The organism is Congregibacter sp. (assembly GCF_965662665.1).
Taxonomy (GTDB): domain Bacteria; phylum Pseudomonadota; class Gammaproteobacteria; order Pseudomonadales; family Halieaceae; genus Congregibacter.
The window spans coordinates 1-18,088 of record NZ_CBFIIF010000035.1; the positions used below are offsets into that span (position 1 = coordinate 1).

13 protein-coding genes are annotated in these 18,088 nt (G+C 55.0%); 6 read left to right on the forward strand and 7 right to left on the reverse strand.

The features are described from left to right. A partial coding sequence (locus ACTG39_RS12275) for an acyl-CoA dehydrogenase family protein (protein WP_439107855.1) occupies nt 1-788 on the forward strand: 788 nt, incomplete at its 5' end. A 114-nt stretch (nt 789-902) separates the two neighbouring features. Then, nucleotides 903-3,935 (forward strand): WD40/YVTN/BNR-like repeat-containing protein, encoded by a 3,033-nt coding sequence (locus ACTG39_RS12280; RefSeq protein WP_439107856.1) that lies wholly within the window; start codon nt 903-905, stop codon nt 3,933-3,935. 354 nt (nt 3,936-4,289) lie between these two features. Here the strand turns inward: ACTG39_RS12280 and ACTG39_RS12285 are convergent, their stop codons facing one another. The 4 genes from ACTG39_RS12285 to ACTG39_RS12300 are packed head-to-tail and all read right to left on the reverse strand — an operon-like array spanning nt 4,290 to nt 8,059. Continuing rightward, the gene (locus tag ACTG39_RS12285; RefSeq protein WP_439107857.1) at nt 4,290-5,267 is read right to left on the reverse strand and encodes a dipeptide epimerase; all 978 of its coding nucleotides are present in this window, start codon (nt 5,265-5,267) and stop codon (nt 4,290-4,292) included. Nucleotides 5,268-5,312: 45 nt separating this feature from the next. After that, nucleotides 5,313-6,335: a DUF1611 domain-containing protein gene (locus ACTG39_RS12290; protein WP_439107858.1), complete on the reverse strand. Its 1,023-nt coding sequence runs from the start codon at nt 6,333-6,335 to the stop codon at nt 5,313-5,315. Nucleotides 6,336-6,342: 7 nt separating this feature from the next. Beyond that, nucleotides 6,343-7,233, reverse strand: coding sequence for an alpha/beta fold hydrolase (locus tag ACTG39_RS12295; protein ID WP_439107859.1), 891 nt, complete (start codon nt 7,231-7,233; stop codon nt 6,343-6,345). Between the two features lie 46 nt (nt 7,234-7,279). Next, entirely contained in the window at nt 7,280-8,059 is a 780-nt protein-coding gene (locus ACTG39_RS12300) for a crotonase/enoyl-CoA hydratase family protein (RefSeq protein ID WP_439107860.1), read from the reverse strand. A gap of 191 nt (nt 8,060-8,250) precedes the next feature. Between ACTG39_RS12300 and ACTG39_RS12305 the strand changes: the two genes are divergently transcribed. Beyond that, nucleotides 8,251-10,287, forward strand: a complete 2,037-nt coding sequence (locus tag ACTG39_RS12305; protein ID WP_439107861.1) for an alpha/beta hydrolase family protein — start codon at nt 8,251-8,253, stop codon at nt 10,285-10,287. A gap of 26 nt (nt 10,288-10,313) precedes the next feature. Then, the gene (locus ACTG39_RS12310) at nt 10,314-11,915 is read left to right on the forward strand and encodes a phytoene desaturase family protein (RefSeq protein WP_439107862.1); all 1,602 of its coding nucleotides are present in this window, start codon (nt 10,314-10,316) and stop codon (nt 11,913-11,915) included. Here ACTG39_RS12310 and ACTG39_RS12315 read toward each other — a convergent pair. Beyond that, entirely contained in the window at nt 11,899-13,296 is a 1,398-nt protein-coding gene (locus ACTG39_RS12315) for an FAD-binding oxidoreductase (RefSeq protein WP_439107863.1), read from the reverse strand. The two genes, ACTG39_RS12310 and ACTG39_RS12315, sit on opposite strands and share 17 nt — an antisense overlap. 170 nt (nt 13,297-13,466) lie before the next feature. Between ACTG39_RS12315 and ACTG39_RS12320 the strand changes: the two genes are divergently transcribed. Together ACTG39_RS12320 and ACTG39_RS12325 are read left to right on the forward strand one after the other, a co-directional pair. Next, nucleotides 13,467-14,618, forward strand: a complete 1,152-nt coding sequence (locus ACTG39_RS12320; protein ID WP_439107864.1) for a methionine aminotransferase — start codon at nt 13,467-13,469, stop codon at nt 14,616-14,618. Further along, nucleotides 14,606-15,379 carry an amidohydrolase gene (locus ACTG39_RS12325; protein WP_439107865.1) on the forward strand — a complete coding sequence of 258 codons (774 nt, stop codon included), beginning with the start codon at nt 14,606-14,608 and terminating at the stop codon, nt 15,377-15,379. The genes ACTG39_RS12320 and ACTG39_RS12325 overlap by 13 nt, the downstream gene beginning before the upstream one ends. 385 nt (nt 15,380-15,764) lie before the next feature. On the opposite strand, the gene ACTG39_RS12330 is transcribed toward ACTG39_RS12325, so the two are convergent. Beyond that, a complete protein-coding gene (locus ACTG39_RS12330) occupies nt 15,765-16,346 on the reverse strand; it encodes a Tll0287-like domain-containing protein (RefSeq protein WP_439107866.1) in 582 nt (193 codons plus the stop codon). Beyond that, nucleotides 16,343-18,085 carry an ABC transporter substrate-binding protein gene (locus ACTG39_RS12335; RefSeq protein ID WP_439107867.1) on the reverse strand — a complete coding sequence of 581 codons (1,743 nt, stop codon included), beginning with the start codon at nt 18,083-18,085 and terminating at the stop codon, nt 16,343-16,345. Before ACTG39_RS12335 ends, ACTG39_RS12330 begins: the two co-directional genes overlap by 4 nt. Nucleotides 18,086-18,088: the final 3 nt, after the last annotated feature.

Consider the following 18,088-nt stretch of genomic DNA (forward strand, 5'->3'; position numbering starts at 1 on the left):
CTTCGGATGCGACAAATATAGAGCTATCCATTCACCGGGACGGCGATGATTACGTTCTCAACGGTAGCAAGTGGTTTATCTCCGGCGCTATGTATGAGCGCTGTGCGATTTTTATCGTGATGGGAAAGTCCGATCCGGATAATCCCAGTCGTCACAAGCAACAGTCCCAGATACTCGTGCCCAAGGGGACTCCCGGACTGGAGATCATCCGCCCGCTCACGACCCTTGGCTACGATGATGCCCCTATGGGTCATGCAGAACTGCGTTTTAATGATGTGCGAGTTCCAGCGGAGAACATTCTCTTGGGTGAAGGTCGTGGATTTGAAATTGCACAGGGGCGTTTAGGGCCGGGTCGAATTCACCATTGTATGCGGCTTATCGGCGCTGCCCAGCGATCTTTGGAACTGGCCTGCGATCGCGTGACTCGCCGCAGTACCTTTGGGCGGAAGCTCAGTGAACATCAATCGGTTCGTGAGGACATCGCAAAGAGCTTCTCGGAAATCGAGATGATGCGCTTGCTGGTGCTTAAGACCTGTCAGCGCATGGACGAGGTAGGGGCTAAAGGCGCCATGGATCTTATTGCTGCGAGCAAGGTTTCGGTGCCGATCATGGCGCAGACGGTGATTGATCGTTGTATGCAGATGCATGGGGCGGGGGGGCTTACCGAGGACTATCCCATGGCCGAGGCTTACAATTATGCACGCTGGTGTCGACAGGCAGATGGCTCCGATCAGGTGCATCTCATGGCTCTGGGGAAGCAGGTCATACGCCAGTACGCTGGCGAGTAAGTGTAGATCCAGACTCTGTTGACGCGGTGACTTAAGGGTATAAACCGGTTGGAATTGTGGCTTTCCCCATCTGATGGTAGGGTCACGGATACATAAATTTCCCGGAGTTTCCCAGTGAAGAGTCTGTATCGCCCTTTTCTTTCAACGCTATCCTTTGCTCTGCTGTTACAGGTAGATGCTGCTTACGCGCAGAACTTTGATGCCCTCGAATATCGAAACGTAGGGCCTACCCGCGGCGGACGGGTAACCGCGGTTGCCGGCACGGTGCAAGAGCCCGGCACATTTTATCTTGGCGCTTCGGGGGGCGGGGTCTGGAAAAGCACGGACTATGGCACGACCTGGGGCAATATTTCGGACGGGTACTTTGCTTCTCCGTCTATCGGCGATATCGCGGTATCGCAATCGGACACGAATATCCTGTACGTGGGTACCGGATCAGATGGCCTTCGATCCAATGTCATTCCCGGGAAGGGGGTGTACAAGTCTACTAATGGCGGTGACAGCTGGACGCACCTTGGGCTGGAGAATAGTGGTCAAATTGGCGCCGTAGAGATTGATCCTACGGACAACAACGTGGTGTGGGTCGCAGCCATTGGCTCAGCATTTGCTGACAACCCTGAGCGAGGTCTCTACAAGACGGAGAACGGCGGCGTTAGCTGGGAACAGTCTCTCAGTATTTCGGATGCTGTGGGAATCGCTGATGTCGAGTTGCTTCCCAACAACCCCGATGTCGTGTTTGCGGCTGCGTGGAAAGCGCGACGTCAGCCCTGGACGATTATCAGTGGAGGCACCCAGGAAGAGGGCGGTCTTTTTAAATCCATTGATGGTGGTGACAGCTGGCGACGAATTACCGAGGGCTTACCTACGGGGCTCATCGGCAAGATTGATCTTGCGATTTCAGCGTCAGACAGCAGCATCGTGTATGCGCTGGTAGAAGCTCCCGGCGACGAAGGGGGGCTTTATCGATCTTCCGATCAGGGTGAAACCTTTACCCAGGTGTCATCACAGAAAGGAATTCGTATTCGTCCGTTCTACTACGGAAATGTTGAGGCAGATCCAACGGACCCTGATGTGGTTTACGTTATGGCCACCGATTATTTTAAATCTGTAGATGGTGGAGAAAACTGGGAGGAGCTGGAGCCTCCCCATGGGGATAACCACGATATGTGGATTAACCCCAATGATCCGCAGCTGTTTATTCAAGCGAACGATGGTGGCGCAAACGTCACGCACAATGGCGGTAAGACCTGGTCCAGCCAGTTCAATCAGGCAACGACGGAGCTCTATACCGTCGATGTTGATGATCAGTATCCGTACTGGCTCTACGCAGGTCAGCAAGACAACGGCACGGCGATCGCGGTGCCCAGCCGGTCGCCCTACAGCGTTCAAAACGACAACGCCTGGTTGATTGAAGCGGGCGGTTGCGAGACCGGTCCTGCAGTGCCCAAGCCCGGTGATCACACGACGGTTTACGCCAACTGCAAGGGCCGGTTTTCTGTATTCGATAAGAAGACGGGCACGGAGCGCAGCTACTACGTCGGCGCCACCAATATGTACGGGCAAAATCCCAAGGATCTCAAGTATCGTTTTCAGCGCGTAGCGCCCGTAGCGGTGTCGCCTCACGATCCGAATGTGGTGTATCACGGATCGCAGTTCCTGCATCGCACCAGCAACAATGGCGTTACCTGGGAAACAATTTCTCCGGATCTCACGGCTTTTGAAGCGGACAAGCAAGTGGTCTCCGGCTCCCCCATCACTCGTGACGTTACGGGAGAGGAGGTTTACAGCACGCTGTATTCGATTCGCGAGTCCGCGATCGCGCCGGGTGTGATCTGGACAGGTTCTAATGACGGCCCTGTTCACGTAACAAGAGATAATGGTGAGAGTTGGAGCGATGTAACGCCCCGAGGTCCCAAGGGAGGTCGGGTTGACTCTGTAGAGCCTTCTTATCATGACCCGGCGGTGGCTTACGTCGCTGTACTTCGTTATCAGCTTGGTGATGATAAGCCCTATGCCTACCGTACTTCAGACTATGGAAAGCGCTGGACGTTGATGACTGATGGGAAGAACGGCATTCCCGCAGATCACCCCGTCCGAGTAGTGCGCGAGGATCCAGTGCGCCCCGGCTTGCTCTATGCGGGAACAGATTCTGGTCTGTTTGTGTCGTTTGATAACGGCGATAGCTGGAAGTCTTTCCAGCAAAATCTACCGGTGACGCCGGTCACGGATATTCGAATTCACCGCGATGATCTGGTAGTAGCGACCATGGGTCGCGCCTTTTGGGTCCTGGATGACATCTCAGCGCTGAGGCAGGCGCCTATGCCGTCTATGGGTGATAAAGCCACCTTGTTTGAACCTGCGGAAACTGTGCGTTATCGCGAGCGACCCAGCTATGGCAGCCGCGATCCCAAAGCCGTTCCTCAGTACCGCAAGCCATCGGCGATTATCGACTACTACCTACCGGAAGATTTCGAGGGTCTCGTCACTCTGGAGATTAGCGACGCTGATGGAAACGTGGTCAACGCATTCTCCAGTGTCGACGACTCCGACCCTGACAATCGGGGAGAGCTTGTGGATAACATGGCACTCAACGAGGTGCGCTACATTAAACGCAGTGGTTTGACGACTAACGAGGGTGTAAACCGTTTCCATTGGGATATGCGTCATCGTGGTCCCTGGCAGGAAAGCGAGACGAAGCGTTTCACCGGTGGCGCTCTAGCCACTGCCGGGACTTATAGCGTCAAACTCACCGCAGGGGGCGAAACCTTCACTCAGTCACTCACGATTGTTATGGATCCCAGGGTGCTGGAAGAGGGGGTAACCGAAGCGCAAATTTACGCCCAGCTTGAGTTGCAGCAAAAGGTTCTTGGTCTTCTGGATCAGGCCCGTCGCACGGCGTATAGCCTGGAGACCGAGCTTGAAGAGCTGGGTGAAGACGATGGGATGCGTCGTGAAGCGGTAGAAGCGGCCATCACTTTGCTGGTGACAGAAGAGGGCACTTATATGCAGCCTCGCCTCATTAGTCAGATTAGCTATCTGTCACGAATGCTCAATCAGGCTGATCAGGAGCCGGGTGGGGAGGCGCTTATGCGCTTTGACGAACTGAGCGCTGAGTATGCGGCAGTGCTTTCTGGCCTGGAAGGCTAGGTAAATACAAGCAGCGGGCTGCAGGCGTTACTTACTGCATTCCTGAATAGATGGCGGGCTACAGGCGTTACTTACTTCACTCGCTGGAGTGGGTGACGCTCGCGGCGTAAGCAACGCCCGCAGCCCGCAGCCTTCAGCCCTCAGTGCGACGGTGAACGATCTCTCTTCGTCAACGGCGGTGAATCATCGCACTGTCCCCAGGCAAGCGTGCGTGAATAGCGAAGTGAGCGTCACCCCACTCAGCGAATGTAGCTGTTCGTGCACGCTTGCCGAGTAAGAAGCGTAGCTTATCGTTCGTTCAAGCCGAGAATGTAGCTGTTCGGTCGCGCTTGCTGAATTGAATAGCTGCTCTTGCTAGCCCCAGAGCGCGACGCTAGGCAGGCCGACTGTACCGCCGGCGCGGTACTCCAAACCGTTTTCTATGTCATGCGCCAGCAACAAGGGGCCATCGATATCGACGAAGCGGCAGAACTGCGCGATCACATAACTGGGTGCCATAGAAAGCGAAGTGCCGGTCATGTTGCCCACCATAAGCTGCATGTTTTTCTCTTGCGCCGCCCGCACCAGCGCCAGGCCTTCGCTTAGCCCACCGCACTTATCGAGCTTGATATTGAGCACATCGTATCGTTGTGCTGCGATCTCAAACTCGCTCATGCCAAGACAGGATTCATCAGCACCTAAAGGCACCGGCGACTTGAAGCCCTCCAGACAAGCGTCGTCCCCCCGGGGTAGCGGCTGCTCGATCATGGCAATATCCAATTTTTGACATGAGGGTAGATAGTCTTTGAGTTCATCAAAGCTCCAGCCCTGATTCACATCGATAACGAGCGTGGCGTCTTGCCGCGCCGCACGAATAGCTTCGAGTCGCTCGATGGGCCGGTCCGCATCCAGTTTGATCTTAAGTTGTGGAAACTGTCGGGCCGCCGCAGCACGTTCGGCCATGACCGCGGGTTCTTCCATGCCGATGGTGAATACGGTAATCAATTCTTTGGGGGTGATATCCAAAAGATCCCAGATACGCTTACCAGCTTGCTTGACTTTGAGATCCCACAAAGCGCAGTCCAAGGCATTGCGCGCGCCGCAGAGCGGCATTAGGTCCTGAAGGCTTTCAGGCGTCGTATGGCTATCTACCTTCCCGATGACAGCCTCGAGGTCATTTTTCATGCTGACGGCGGTTTCGTTGAGGTAATAGGTGCCGACAGACTCCCCACGACCCACCACACCACCATGTTCAAGTGTCACGCGGACTGTTTCAGTGTCGTAGAACACATGCCCGGTAATCGCGAAGGGCACTTCCATAGGATAGGCGACGATATCGATAGTAATCTTCATGAAATGCAAGTGTCCTGCATGGCTATTGTTGCGCTCCGCGGGTGTTCATGTTCGGATCTTTAGCTCTTCGATAATCGCATTGGTGCCTGTAATCATAGGGTCTACGCAGGGAAGACTGTACTTGGCTGCAAGCTTGGCCAAATAGGCTGCGCGTTGTTCTTCGTCGATAGAAAGGGTGTTAACACTGATGCCCACACAACGAATATTGGGGTTAGTGAGGGAGCCAATGGCGATGGTTCGTTCGATAACTTCGCCGATGCTGGGTACGGCGTAATCTTCCCAGCCTTCGACATGACTGCGACCTGCCGCGTGGCAGACTACGAAGGCATCGGCCTGAGAACCAATAAGAAGTCCGTGACTCACTGCGGCATAACCGGGATGGAATATTCCACCTTGGCCTTCAATCAGGTCCCAATGCTCTGGTTCATTAGCCGGTGATAACAGCTCCGCAGCACCGGAAATGAAGTCGGCGACAACGCAGTCAATGGGGACGCCGGTGCCCGCAATCATGATGCCAGTCTGTCCTGAGGCTCTAAAGTCAGCATCGAAACCCTGGGCTCGCATGTCGCGCTCGAGTTGCAGCGCGGTGTACTTTTTGCCGAGAGCACAGTCGGTGCCCACGGTGAGTAACCGTTTCCCCGAGCGTTTTATACCGCTCGCTACGGGTAAATCTGTGGGGGGGACTCGCACGTCTATCAAGCGGCTGCCGCCTGCTGCGGCCGCGTCGCGTAGTACCGCAATACTGTCTAATCGGGTGTGCAGACCACCAACAATGTCGATGCCGGCTGCAGCGGCGTCGCAAAGGGTGTGGAGCCAGCTATCGGGTACGCTGCCACCAACCAGTGCTGTACCCACGATCAGAGAACCCACGCCCGCTTCTGCTGCGGTCGCAACTGACATGTCGGGCAAATCAAGGTCAGCCGCGTCGTCACTGAGTCTAAGTTGCCCAGCGCAAAGTTCGGGGCGCCAGTCAGCGACACCTTTGCCAGTTTTTGCGTAGGTTGTGCGGGACTCGTCTCCCACAAAGATGAGATAAGGCGTGCGTAGCTTAAGACTTAGAGTACTCACTTTCTTCCTAGGCCCGCTGCGCAACGCTATGTATACCGTCCGCAATCTCCTGGAGTAGCGGAGTGGGTAGATCGTGTGCCATACCCGGTAAAATTCGCAGTTCGCCATCGTTCAGATGCTTTGCAGTATCGATGCCGCACTCCACCTTGACCAGGGTGTCTTCCTCTCCGTGGATGACCAGCGAGGGCGCATCAATGGTACGCAGCAGCTTGCGTCGGTCTTTGGCAACAATGATGGCGGCGAGTTGGCGAGCAACACCCGCAGGGTAGTATCCCCCACGTTCAACGGCTTCCGTGGCAGTCTGACGAATCTCCTCATCTTGTTTGGGATGCGTACGACTCTGAAGCGCTTTTCTTACGCGAACATTTCGCTCGATAATAGACGCCTGATCCTCAGGATTGTCGGGCTTGAGCATCAGGGCTTTGGTGGCATCGCGATCAGCCCGGGGGAGTGAGCGATGACCCGTGGTGGACATGATAGAAGTGAGACTCAATGTACGCTCAGGATAATGAGCGGCAATCAGTTGCGCGATCATGCCACCCATAGATGCGCCCACAATATGAGCTTTGTCGATCTTGAGCGCATTGAGCAGGCCGATGGCATCTGCTGCCATATCCTCCAGAGTGTAGGGCGCAGGCGCGGGAAACTTGAGCGTCTTGAGGATGACGAGTCCGGGTATGTTCGGCATACGCTCGTGATCCAGCCGGCTCGATAGGCCTATGTCACGATTATCAAAACGCAGCACATGGTATCCGTGCGCCACCAGCGAATCACAGAAGGCCTGCGGCCATCCGGTTAACTGCGTACCGAGCCCCATGATCAAGAGGACCGTGGGGTTGTCGGGATTGCCATGAGTGTCGTACTCGATGGTGATGTCGTTGACGTTAACGTTCGGCAAAAGAAGGGCTTCCCTGTTGATTGTGGTTCTGTGATGAGGTCTGAATCTAGCGTCCGGTGAACTGGGCTTTGCGACGCTCAATGAAGGACTGAACGCCCTCGGCGGCGTCGTCGCTTTTCATGATAGGCACCAGTTGGCTAAAAATCTGCTTAGCACAGGCATCTCGATCGTTTTCCAGCGAGTAGCGACTGGCTGATAGCAGGCCCTGTACGCCCATGGGCGCAGCGTCAGCGATGGAAGTCGCAAGCTCCAGTGCACGGTCAATTTGTGCTCCGGGTTCCGTTAGCTCCTGAATCATTCCCCAGCGTAGCGCATCCTCAGCACTCCAGCGATCTCCCGTGAGAAGCACGCGCTGAGCATTGCCCCATCCAATCTCTCGGGGTAGTCGGAAGGTCGCGCCGCCACAGGGGAACAAGCCGCGCTGTACTTCCAGCATTTGAAACTGTGTGTCTGTAGCAGCAACGCGTATTTCGGTGTTCAGGAGCATTTCTACGCCCCAGGTGAAGCAGTAACCCTGCACGGCAATCACGACAGGCTTGCTGTGCTGCGGTCCGGTAACGCCCATAGGGTCGATCCTGCCCTCACTGATGGGCCAGCCTTCGCCTCCGCCAAAATAGGGCGCCCATTGATCGAGTTCGACACCCGCAGTGAAGTTGCGGCCCTCAGCGGAGATTACTGCAACGCGCAGGTTAGGGTCGGTTTCCAGTCGATGAAGTTCTTCTGCAAGGGTTCCGTACATTTCCAGACTCAGCGCGTTATATTTCTCTGGTCGGGTAAGATGCAAATGCATAATGTGGCCGTTAGTCGTAACTTCTACCTGTGACATGATGATTCCCTCTTTTGATTCGGCGCTGTCCGGAGTGCCTGAGCAGTGAGTGCGTATTATTAGGGTGCCAAGATTAAACGATTCCGGCGCAGCAATTGACGATGAAACGGAAAAAAATACAGTGATTTTGGCCCTGGCCACAAGTAAGTATTGTGCCCAGAGGCGCGGATTTGAAATTCGGGTGATGTTTGATGATTGTAAGAACCCTTTTGTCTTTAATGATGGTGTTGCTGATGGCTTGTAGTGATGAGTCCGTAGAAGGAACTCAAACCGAAGGTAGTGGCTTGGCGAAAGACGCCGCAGTGGGCGAGTTGCCCTACGGAAGCTGGCCTTCACCCATTAGCGCTGCATCCCTCGTGGAGGGGAGTCGCGGCATTGGTGGGGTCACCAAGGACGGCGACTACTTTTATTGGCTTGAGTCCCGTCCGGAGCAGGGGGGGCGTACTACCATTATGAGATGGCAGCCAGGCGCTTCGCCCGAGGAGTTGTTGGCAGAGCCTTTCAATGTGCGGACCCGTGTCCAGGAGTACGGGGGCAGGAGTCTCCTGGTGCATAAGGGCGTGCTTTGGTTCAGCAACTTTATGGATCAACGTTTGTATCGCTTTGAGCCGGGAGGTGAGCCAGTTGCGATCACTCCAGATGCTGATTTGCGCTACGCCGGTTGTAGTTTCGATAGTCGTCGAAATCGCTTGCTCTGTATTCGCGAGGATCATCGGGGCCTGGGAGAGCCTGTGAATGCCCTGGTGGCTCTCATGCCTTCTGAGGAGAGTGAGGGCACGATCTTGTTTTCGGGTACAGATTTTGTGTCTGAACCCCGCTTGTCAGAAGACGGCAGTCGTATAGCGTTCATCAGCTGGATGCATCCCAACATGCCCTGGGACAGCACTACCCTGCACAGCGCCAGTTTCGATGAGCAGGGTGCACTAAGCGACCTTGAGGCACACAACCCGGATAGCAATGAGTCGGTGATTGACCCCCAGTGGCGCGACGACAATACGCTGGTCGCTATCTCTGATCGTGATAACTGGTGGAAGCCCTACAGCGTTTCCGGCCAGGAATTCTCTGCCATCGAGACCGGCTTGGAAGACGTGGAGATAGGCGGTCCGGACTGGACGATTGGTAGTCGCTATTACTGGTTCCTGCCTGAGGGAGAAATGCTGCTGGTGGCACGCCGCGGTAGCGTAGAGCAGTTAGTGCTGCTGGAAGGGAAGGGCGAACAGAAGATACTCGATACCGGTGCCGTGAGTTATGGCAGCCTGGTATTTGACGAAGGGCAGCTCTACTTTACCGCGGGTTTTCCTGACCAGCCCTCGGCGTTGGTCAGCGCTAGCCTCGACGGAGCTATCAATGGGGTCATTCGTCGCTCTTCAGATTCGGCTTTGGCCGCGGAGTGGATTCCGGCATTCAAGCAAGTCACCTTTCCGTTGCCTTCCGGTGGAGAGGCCTACGGCGTGTACTTTGCGCCCAAGAACCCTGCTGCGAGGACTGTAGCTGGGTCAGCGCCACCGCTCATTGTGAGTGTGCATGGCGGACCCACCTCTGTCGCAGGTGTCAGCTATCGACCGGAACACTACTACTGGACCAGTCGTGGATTTGCGGTGCTGGATCTTAACTATCGAGGTAGCACGGGTTTTGGTCGGGAGTACCGCAGAGCCTTGTACGGGCAATGGGGGATTACTGATGTCGAAGACGCATCAGCAGGTGCGGCATGGCTGGCAGAGCAGGGCTTAGCCGATCCCGGGCGTTTGATTATTCGGGGTGGCAGTGCGGGGGGATACACTACCCTTGCGGTACACGCTTTTTATGACACCTTTGCGGCGGGTGCTTCCTATTTTGGCGTTTCGGATATCGAGGCACTGGCTAAAGATACCCACAAGTTTGAGTCCCGCTATCTGGATCAACTGGTCGGGCCTTACCCCGAGCGCAAGGATCTGTACGTGGAACGTTCGCCAATACACCATCTTGAGGGTTTCAGTGCTCCTCTGCTGCTTTTACAGGGCCTGGATGATCCCATCGTCCCCCCGAATCAGTCCGAGATGATTTACGACGCGCTTAAGGAGCGCGGGGTGCCGACGGCCTACGTGGCTTTTGAGGGAGAGTCCCATGGTTTTCGAAAAGCCGAGAACCAGATCGCGGCCCGTGAGGCAGAGCTGTATTTTTATGCGCGCGTTCTTGGTTTCACCCCCGCAGATGAGCTGCCAGAAATTCAGATCGATAACCTTGAATGAGATTGGATAAAAAAACGGAGTAGTTTGTGAGCGAGGAATCTACAGACGTCATCATCATTGGGGCGGGCCATAATGGCTTAAGCTGCGCCGCGTATCTCGCGCGTAGCGGGCTCAAAGTTCGCGTTCTTGAGCGCCGAGACGTGATTGGCGGCGCCGCGCTCACGGAGGAATTTCATCCGGGATTTCGCAACTCGGTTTTTTCCTATCTGGTGAGTTTACTGGATCGCTCCGTGATGGCTGACCTCGAGCTTGAGAAACACGGCCTCTCCTTGCTTCATCGCCCTGGAGGGTCGCTATCTCTGCTCCCAGGGGATCATATGTATTTGCCTCGCGATACCCTCGAAGCGCAGGCTGCGATCGCAAGGTTTTCCCAGGCTGACGCCGAAGTGTATCCCGCATTTGAAGACATGCTTGAGGACATGGGAGAGCTGGTTCGGGGCGTCGCCAGAGAAATCCCCCCAAACTTTGGCGGCGGTTGGAGTGATGTCTGGCGCTTGGTCAAGCAGGCTAATGCCTTTAGGCAGTTGTCAGCCGAGCGACAGGTCGAACTTAGCGAGCTTATGACCATGTCTATTGGCGATGTTCTCGATCGCTGGTTCGAGAGTGACGCGATTAAAGGCCTTTATGGCTTCGAGGGCATTATCGGTAATTACGCCAATGCCTACGCTCCGGGAACCGCCTATGTACTGCTCCATCACGTATTTGGTGATGTCGACGGGCGAACAGGCGCCTGGTCCTACGCCAAAGGCGGTATGGGTTCGATAACGCAGGCCATGGCAAGCTATTGTGAATCTTCGGGTGTCGAAATACTTACCAATGCAGGGGTCGCCAGTATTGAGATAAGCGAGGGTAGAGCCCGAGGTGTAGTCCTTGAGGACGGAAGACGTTTTGCGGCAAAGGCGGTCGCCGCGAATACGCATCCCCAGGTGCTGTTTGGTCAACTGGTTGATAAGACTCACACTCCGCCCGATTTTCAGCGGCGTATTGAGGGCTATCAAAGCGAGTCTGCAACTTTTCGTATGAATGTTGCCTTGTCGGAATTACCTCGCTTTGACAGCGTAGAGCACGATGCCAGGGGGCTGCTGGCCATGCAAAACACCATCGACGTATGCCCCTCGCTGGACTATATGGATCAAGCCTACGACGACGCGAAAGCGCAGGGCTGGGCGTCGAAGCCCGTAATATCGATGTGTATCCCAACCCTTCTCGATGACTCTCTTGCGCCGAAGGGGCAGCACGTGATGAGCCTATTCTGTCAGCACTTTCGCCGGCATTTGCCCAATGATCAAAGCTGGGATGAAGTAAAGGAACAAGTTGCAGATCTGGTGATTGATACCGTGGCTGAGTATTCGCCCAACTTCAAATCAGCCATCTTGGGAAGACAGATCAATTCACCGCTGGATATTGAACGAAAGCTCAATATGGTGGGAGGGGATATTTTTCACGGCAAGTTATCTTTGAATCAGATTTTCTCGCTTCGTCCGGTGGGTGGTTATGCTGATCATCGTATGCCGATAAAAGGCTTGTATCTTTGCGGTTCCGGTGCCCATCCCGGGGGCGGGGTATCGGGTATCCCCGGGAAAAATGCGGCGAGTGTTATTGCCAAGGATGTTAAACGTCGCTTCTGACGTGATCGATAATTTTTCCTGGATTTAAAATACCCTGTGGGTCTAACGCTGCCTTAAGGGTTTGCATTAGGCCAATCTCTACACCCGAGCGGCACAAATGTAGATAGGGCTTCTTTTCAAAACCAATGCCGTGCTCGGCAGAGACAGAGCCGCCAATAGCCTCTAGAGGCTTGTAGATAATCTGCTCTATAGTCTCTCGATGTTCCAGCGCGTCGCCATCGACGGTTTGGACGATGATGTGTAAGTTGCCATCGCCCAGATGTCCAAACACCCAGCAAACACTGTTTTCAAGTGCCTCGCTCAAGGCCGCTTTCACGCCCGCGATGTAGGTTTCCATGTCGGCTATGGGAAGGGAGACATCAAACACCACTGGCGTGCCATCGCGAAAGGTCTGCTCAACGTCATCGCGTATTGCCCAGAGATTCTGCCGTTCGGCGGATGATTGGGCAATAACGGCATCGCTGATGAGTCCTTCTTCAAGGGCAGACTCCAGGATTGTTTCAAAGCGTTGTTTGTCGAGCTCGTCGCTGTTGCCCTGTGCCTCTATGAGCGCGTAGTAGGGATGCTCAGACGGTAGCGGCGGTCGATTTTTAGCAGGAGATTCCGTCACCAGTCGGTAAAAGTTGTTCCACAGAACCTCGTAGGCAGATAGCGCGCCGCCCAAGCCGCGGTCCACGAGTTTGAGCATCTTGGGGACAGACTCAAAGTCTTCAAATGCTACAAAGGCAACGTTTTGAGAGCTGGGCGCTTCGCGAAGCCGCAATACAAGTCGGGTGATGACACCCAAAGTGCCCTCGGAACCCAGAAACAGTTGCTTGAGGTCATAACCCGCATTGTTCTTGATGAGATGGTTCATCGACGACACCACAGTGCCATCGGCAAGGACGGCCTCCAGTCCCAGTACCATGTCTTTCATCATGCCGAAGCGAATCACACGGTTTCCGCCGGCGTTGGTCGCGGCATTGCCGCCCAGCGTTGCGGTTCCTCGTCCCCCCAGGTCCAGAGGAAAGAGTAGTTCTTGCTCTTCGGCAGCTTCCTGAAGTGTCTGAAGTGTGACGCCGGCTTCGACCGTCGCGGTTCGTTGAACCGGGTCGATACTTTCGATACTACGCATTCGTTCGAGAGAAAGTATCAGTTGGTCAGGTCGCGCATCTGCGCCTCGAACCAGACCCGTGAGGCCTCCTTGGGTTACCACCGACACATTATGTGCACTGCACAGGGCAAGGATCCTGGAGGCTTCTTCGGTGCTCCGTGGCCGCGCGATGGCCAGGGCATCGAGGGTGTCAGCACGCCATATGCCTGCGGCTCGACCTGTCACATCGGCGCCCGTGAGTAGCCCGCTATCACCGAGCAGTGCCTTAAGTTCCTCAAGCAGTTTCATGGTGACTCCTCTCAAATGCCGCATTAAATCGCTGCTTACGCGATTCTTTGCCATGTTTTTTGTCGGCAACGCACAGTCTTTACAGCAGTCTACTATCACCCAGGCTATCGTTAGTAGCGTTCTATCCCGCAGTCTGATGTATCCTGATATTTTTGGACAAAATCCTAAGCATGAGCGCATTAATCAACAGCAAATTACCGCGCGTGGGTACGACTATTTTCACTCGCATGTCGGGACTTGCTCAAACCCATGGTGCGCTGAATCTGTCGCAGGGCTTTCCGGATTTTTCACCACCGCATCGCCTCGCGGAGGCCCTGGGAGAGCACGCAATGCGGGGGCACAATCAGTATGCCCCTATGGCGGGGCTTCCACGACTGCGAGAGGCGATTGCCCAGCAGATCAAGCTACACCGTAATGTAGCTGTGAACTTTGATACCGAAGTCACCGTCGTACCGGGCGCTACAGAAAGTATCTTCTGTGCGATTACCGCCGTCGTGCAACCGGGCGACGAGGTGATGGTTCTCGATCCCGTGTATGACAGTTACGAACCTGCGATAGAGCTGGCGGGTGGGCGAGCTGTGCATGTACCCCTCGTCCCCGGCTCCTTTTCCATTGACTGGGATCGAGTGAAAGCGTCTATTGGCCCACGTACCCGGCTATTTATGCTTAACAGCCCCCATAACCCCTGCGGCAGTGTCATCAGTGAAGCGGATCTGGACGTTTTGGGCGATCTGGCTGAAGAGCACGACTTTTTGGTTTGTAGCGACGAGGTATACGAACACTTGGTTTATGACGGGCGCAAGCACTGTAGTGTGCTTACCCATCCGGGTTTGCGGACTCGCAGCTTTGCGCATTTTTCCTTTGGAAAAACGCTGAGCGTTACCGGTTGGAAAACAGGTTATTGCATTGCGCCTCCCGAACTGACGACGGAGTTGCGAAAAGTCCATCAGTACGTTGCCTTTGTTGCTGTGACGCCCGTGCAGCATGCCTTGGCGGACTTTCTGGAAGCGGAGCCCATGTATCCTTCGAATTTGGCCGCCGAGTATCAGCGACGACGGGATCTGTTTTTGTCGGCGCTCTCGGGGTCGCGCTTTTCGTGGACACCCACGGCAGGCAGTTATTTTCAGTTGTTGGATTACAGTCAAATTAGCGACGAAGCCGATACAGCTTTGAGCGAACGCTGGACTCAAGAGTTAGGCGTCGCGTCTATACCGGTGTCGGTGTTTTACGAAACGCCGCCCGATCAGCGGGTCCTGCGTTTTTGTTTTGCAAAATCTGACGACGTATTACTTGAGGCAGCGGAGCGACTATGCGCGATTTAAGAGTAACGCTTGTTCAGCAGTCATTGGTTTGGGAGGACCCAACGGCCAACCGTGAGCATTTGGCTGCTGTGCTCGATGCGGAACAACCGAAGACCGATCTCATTTTGCTGCCAGAAATGTTCACCAGCGGCTTTTCTATGAATGCGCAGGGCAATGCCGAGCCCGCTGGCGGTGTTACTCAGGATTGGTTGCAGGCTCTGGCGCAACATTATGACTGTGCCATCGCCGGTAGCGTGGCGATAGAGCAGGGGGGCAGTGTTTATAACCGGCTGTTGTTCGTGACGCCGGAGCGCGTTGATTCCTATGACAAACGCCATTTGTTTCGTATGGCTGGAGAGCATAATCACTATGCCGCTGGAAGACAGCGCGTTGTTTTAGAGTGGCGTGACTGGAGGATTAAGCCCGAAGTTTGCTACGACCTGCGATTTCCTGTCTTTAGCAGAAACCGCGATGACTACGATTTATTGTTTTACGTGGCGAACTGGCCGTCGCCGCGATCTCATCACTGGCGAGCGCTGCTTCAGGCGCGTGCAATTGAAAATCTCGCCTGCGTAATAGGCGTGAACAGAGTGGGTACGGACGGTAACGGGCTTGATTACTCGGGGGACAGTCTGGCCTTCGATCAGCACGGCACGGTGCTGGCAGATCTGCAGTCGAGAGCAGCGGTTGAAACGGTTTGTTTTAGTGGTGCGGAACTACGTGACTATCGGGATAAGTTTCCTACGCCGTTGGACGCTGATCGGTTTGTGTTGGATCTCTGAACGGAACGGCAATGACTGGATATAGTCTCAGCGTCAATCCAGTGATTGTGGGTACACATACGATCGCGCAGGCAGTTTGAGATCGCCGCACTTATTTCTGTGTTGCGGTGGTTTTGGCGCGGTTCTGTAGCAGGGGGCATGAGGGGTCTCCCAGGTGTGAGCAGTAGGGCACCAGGTCGCAGGACTTAAGGCATTCGGAGTATTTCTCTCCAAATGCGCGGGTCTGCGGCAGCGGTTCGCGCCGAACGGGTAAATCCAAAAGCGTCAAAATGTCCATGCCTCGACATTAGCGCGAGCCAACCAGCAAGACATCAGCAATGCCAAGAAAGCGCGAATTCCGTCACATTCTCCTGCGACTTAATTCCTGAATGTGAAGGAGGTCACACTATCGCTTTTGCATACTTACAACGAAGATGCCGCGCAACTCCTTGAGTCCATATCCCGTGGCTTCGTCGTTGGGGTACCGTGCGTCAATGATCTCCAGGGTATCCGCAGAAATATCTGTTCCCTCTTGTCCGTGGCATTGAAGGCACAGGCCACTTGTCACGATGGGATAAAAACCTACCTTATGGTCACCCTTGTCCGTCATCAGAGGGCTAAGGGGCTCGTTAGCAGCCAGTAGTAATTTCGCCCGGGCGATATAGGCGAGTTCGTTTTCTTCGGCCCGGTTATCTGGATTGCGCGGATGATCGCTTACGCGCGACACCCTGGCGCCCGTATTTTCGGATACTGCGGTAGTAATAGGCAGGGCGTTTTCGTTACAAAACTCCACCGCCACAGCTGGGCCGCCACTAGCCATAGCTTGCTGCAGCTGTCCTCCCAACTCTCTTTTTGCCAGTAGAGCGATCTCCTTCCCACGCTCAAGCGCACTCTGATCTAAATGCGGAGTCTGCGCGTGGGCAGTTCCCAGGCTAAGGGCGAGGAGCCCAGCAAAGAGGAGCGCCGCCGGCGATCTAAACTTAATCATCCTTCAGCCCAGACTTTAATCAGCTCATCGTAGGGAACAGTCTCGCCTTGGGGCTTTTCATTAGCGAGTCTCGCTTTGGGTGCGCCAGGCTGATCAAGCCAGTACTGATTATCGCGGGGCTCGTTCAGCGCGGGCCCGCACTCCCCAAGGACGCCATGTTGCTCGAGACGTCCCATGATGCGATCTTGCTGTTCAGCAAGGGTGTCCATGGCGGCCTGTGGTGTGACCTCACCGCTTACCGCGTTAGCAACGTTAGCCCACCACAGCTGAGCCAGCTTGGGGTAGTCGGGAACGTTGGTCCCCGTAGGTGTCCATAGGGTTCTGGCGGGACTCCGATAGAACTCCACCAGGCCTCCCAGTTTCGGAGCAAGATCTGTCATGGCTTGGGCATCCAGATCAGATTTTCGGATGGGAGTTAGCCCCACCAGAGTCTTCTTCAATGACACTGTTTTTGCAGTCACAAACTGGGCATAGAGCCACGCCGCTTTGCGTCTCTCCAAGGGTGTGCTCTTGAGTAAAGTCCAGGATCCCGTGTCTTGATAACCCAGCTTCATACCCTCGCTCCAGTAGGGGCCGTGAGGGGAGGGGGCCATACGCCATTTTGGTGTGCCGTCTTCGTTGACCACCGCTAAACCCGGTTTGATCATGTCTGCCGTAAACGTTGTGTACCAGAATATTTGCTGCGCGATGTGCCCTTGCGCTGGCACCGGCCCTGCCTCGGAGAAGGTCATGCCGCCCGCTTCCGGGGGAGCAAAGCGCTTTAGCCAGTCCATATACTTTGACAGCGCGTAAACTGCGGCGGGGCCGTTAGTCGCGCCACCGCGACTAACGCTGGAGCCTACGGGCCTGCAATCCTCAACACGTATCCCCCATTCGTCTACGGGCAAGCCATTGGGGATTCCTGCATCGCCGGCTCCCGCCATGGAGAGCCAGGCGTCGGTAAAGCGCCATCCCAGCGAGGGGTCTTTCTTGCCGTAATCCATATGGCCGTAAACGCGTTCGCCGTCGACTTCTTTCACGTGCACACTGAAGAATTCAGCAATATCTTCATAGGCGGACCAATTCACCGGAACGCCTAGTGCATAGCCATAGATTGATTCGAACTGTTCCTGGATAGCCAGCGTCGTAAACCAGTCGTAGCGGAACCAGTAAAGGTTAGCGAATTGCTGATCCGGGAGTTGGTAGATTTTTCCGTCGGGGCCGGTGGTAAAGCTGATACCAATGAAATCTTCCAGATCCAAGGTAGGAGAGGTCACCGCCGCGCCGTCGCCAGCCATGAAGTCGCTCAGTGGAACCACATAGCCATAGCGAGCATGCGTGCCGATTAAGTCGGAGTCGTTGACGTAGGCATCGTAGACGTTTTCGCCAGTCTGCATTTGAGTTTGCAGTTTCTCGATAACATCACCTTCCTGAATCAGGTCGTGAGTCACCTTGATACCGGTAATGTCGAAGAACGCTTGAGTGAGCTGCGTGCTCTCGTATTCGTGAGTCGTCAGACTCTCCGAGGCGACGTTGATCGACATGCCTCGCAGATCTTTTGCTGCTTCGGTAAACCAGGCCATCTCTGCGAGCTGCTCATCACGGGAAAGCGTTGAGGGTTGGAATTCGTTAACCCAATCTGCGGCGTTGGCGGCAAAATCCGCCGAAGAACCAATAGGGGCGTCGGCTGCTTGTTCAGAGCAGGCGGACACTAAAATGGCGGAAACAGCGATTGCGGCGCGGATATACGAAGTCTTCACGAT

What these genes read in the sequence shown, in the direction of transcription:
- ACTG39_RS12325 (WP_439107865.1), top strand. Translation starts at nt 14,606, where the DNA reads ATGCGCGATTTAAGAGTAACGCTTGTTCAGCAGTCATTGGTTTGGGAG.
- ACTG39_RS12285 (WP_439107857.1), bottom strand. Translation starts at nt 5,267, where the DNA reads ATGAAGATTACTATCGATATCGTCGCCTATCCTATGGAAGTGCCCTTC.
- ACTG39_RS12300 (WP_439107860.1), bottom strand. Translation starts at nt 8,059, where the DNA reads ATGTCACAGGTAGAAGTTACGACTAACGGCCACATTATGCATTTGCAT.
- ACTG39_RS12305 (WP_439107861.1), top strand. Translation starts at nt 8,251, where the DNA reads ATGATTGTAAGAACCCTTTTGTCTTTAATGATGGTGTTGCTGATGGCT.
- ACTG39_RS12315 (WP_439107863.1), bottom strand. Translation starts at nt 13,296, where the DNA reads ATGAAACTGCTTGAGGAACTTAAGGCACTGCTCGGTGATAGCGGGCTA.
- ACTG39_RS12330 (WP_439107866.1), bottom strand. Translation starts at nt 16,346, where the DNA reads ATGATTAAGTTTAGATCGCCGGCGGCGCTCCTCTTTGCTGGGCTCCTC.
- ACTG39_RS12320 (WP_439107864.1), top strand. Translation starts at nt 13,467, where the DNA reads ATGAGCGCATTAATCAACAGCAAATTACCGCGCGTGGGTACGACTATT.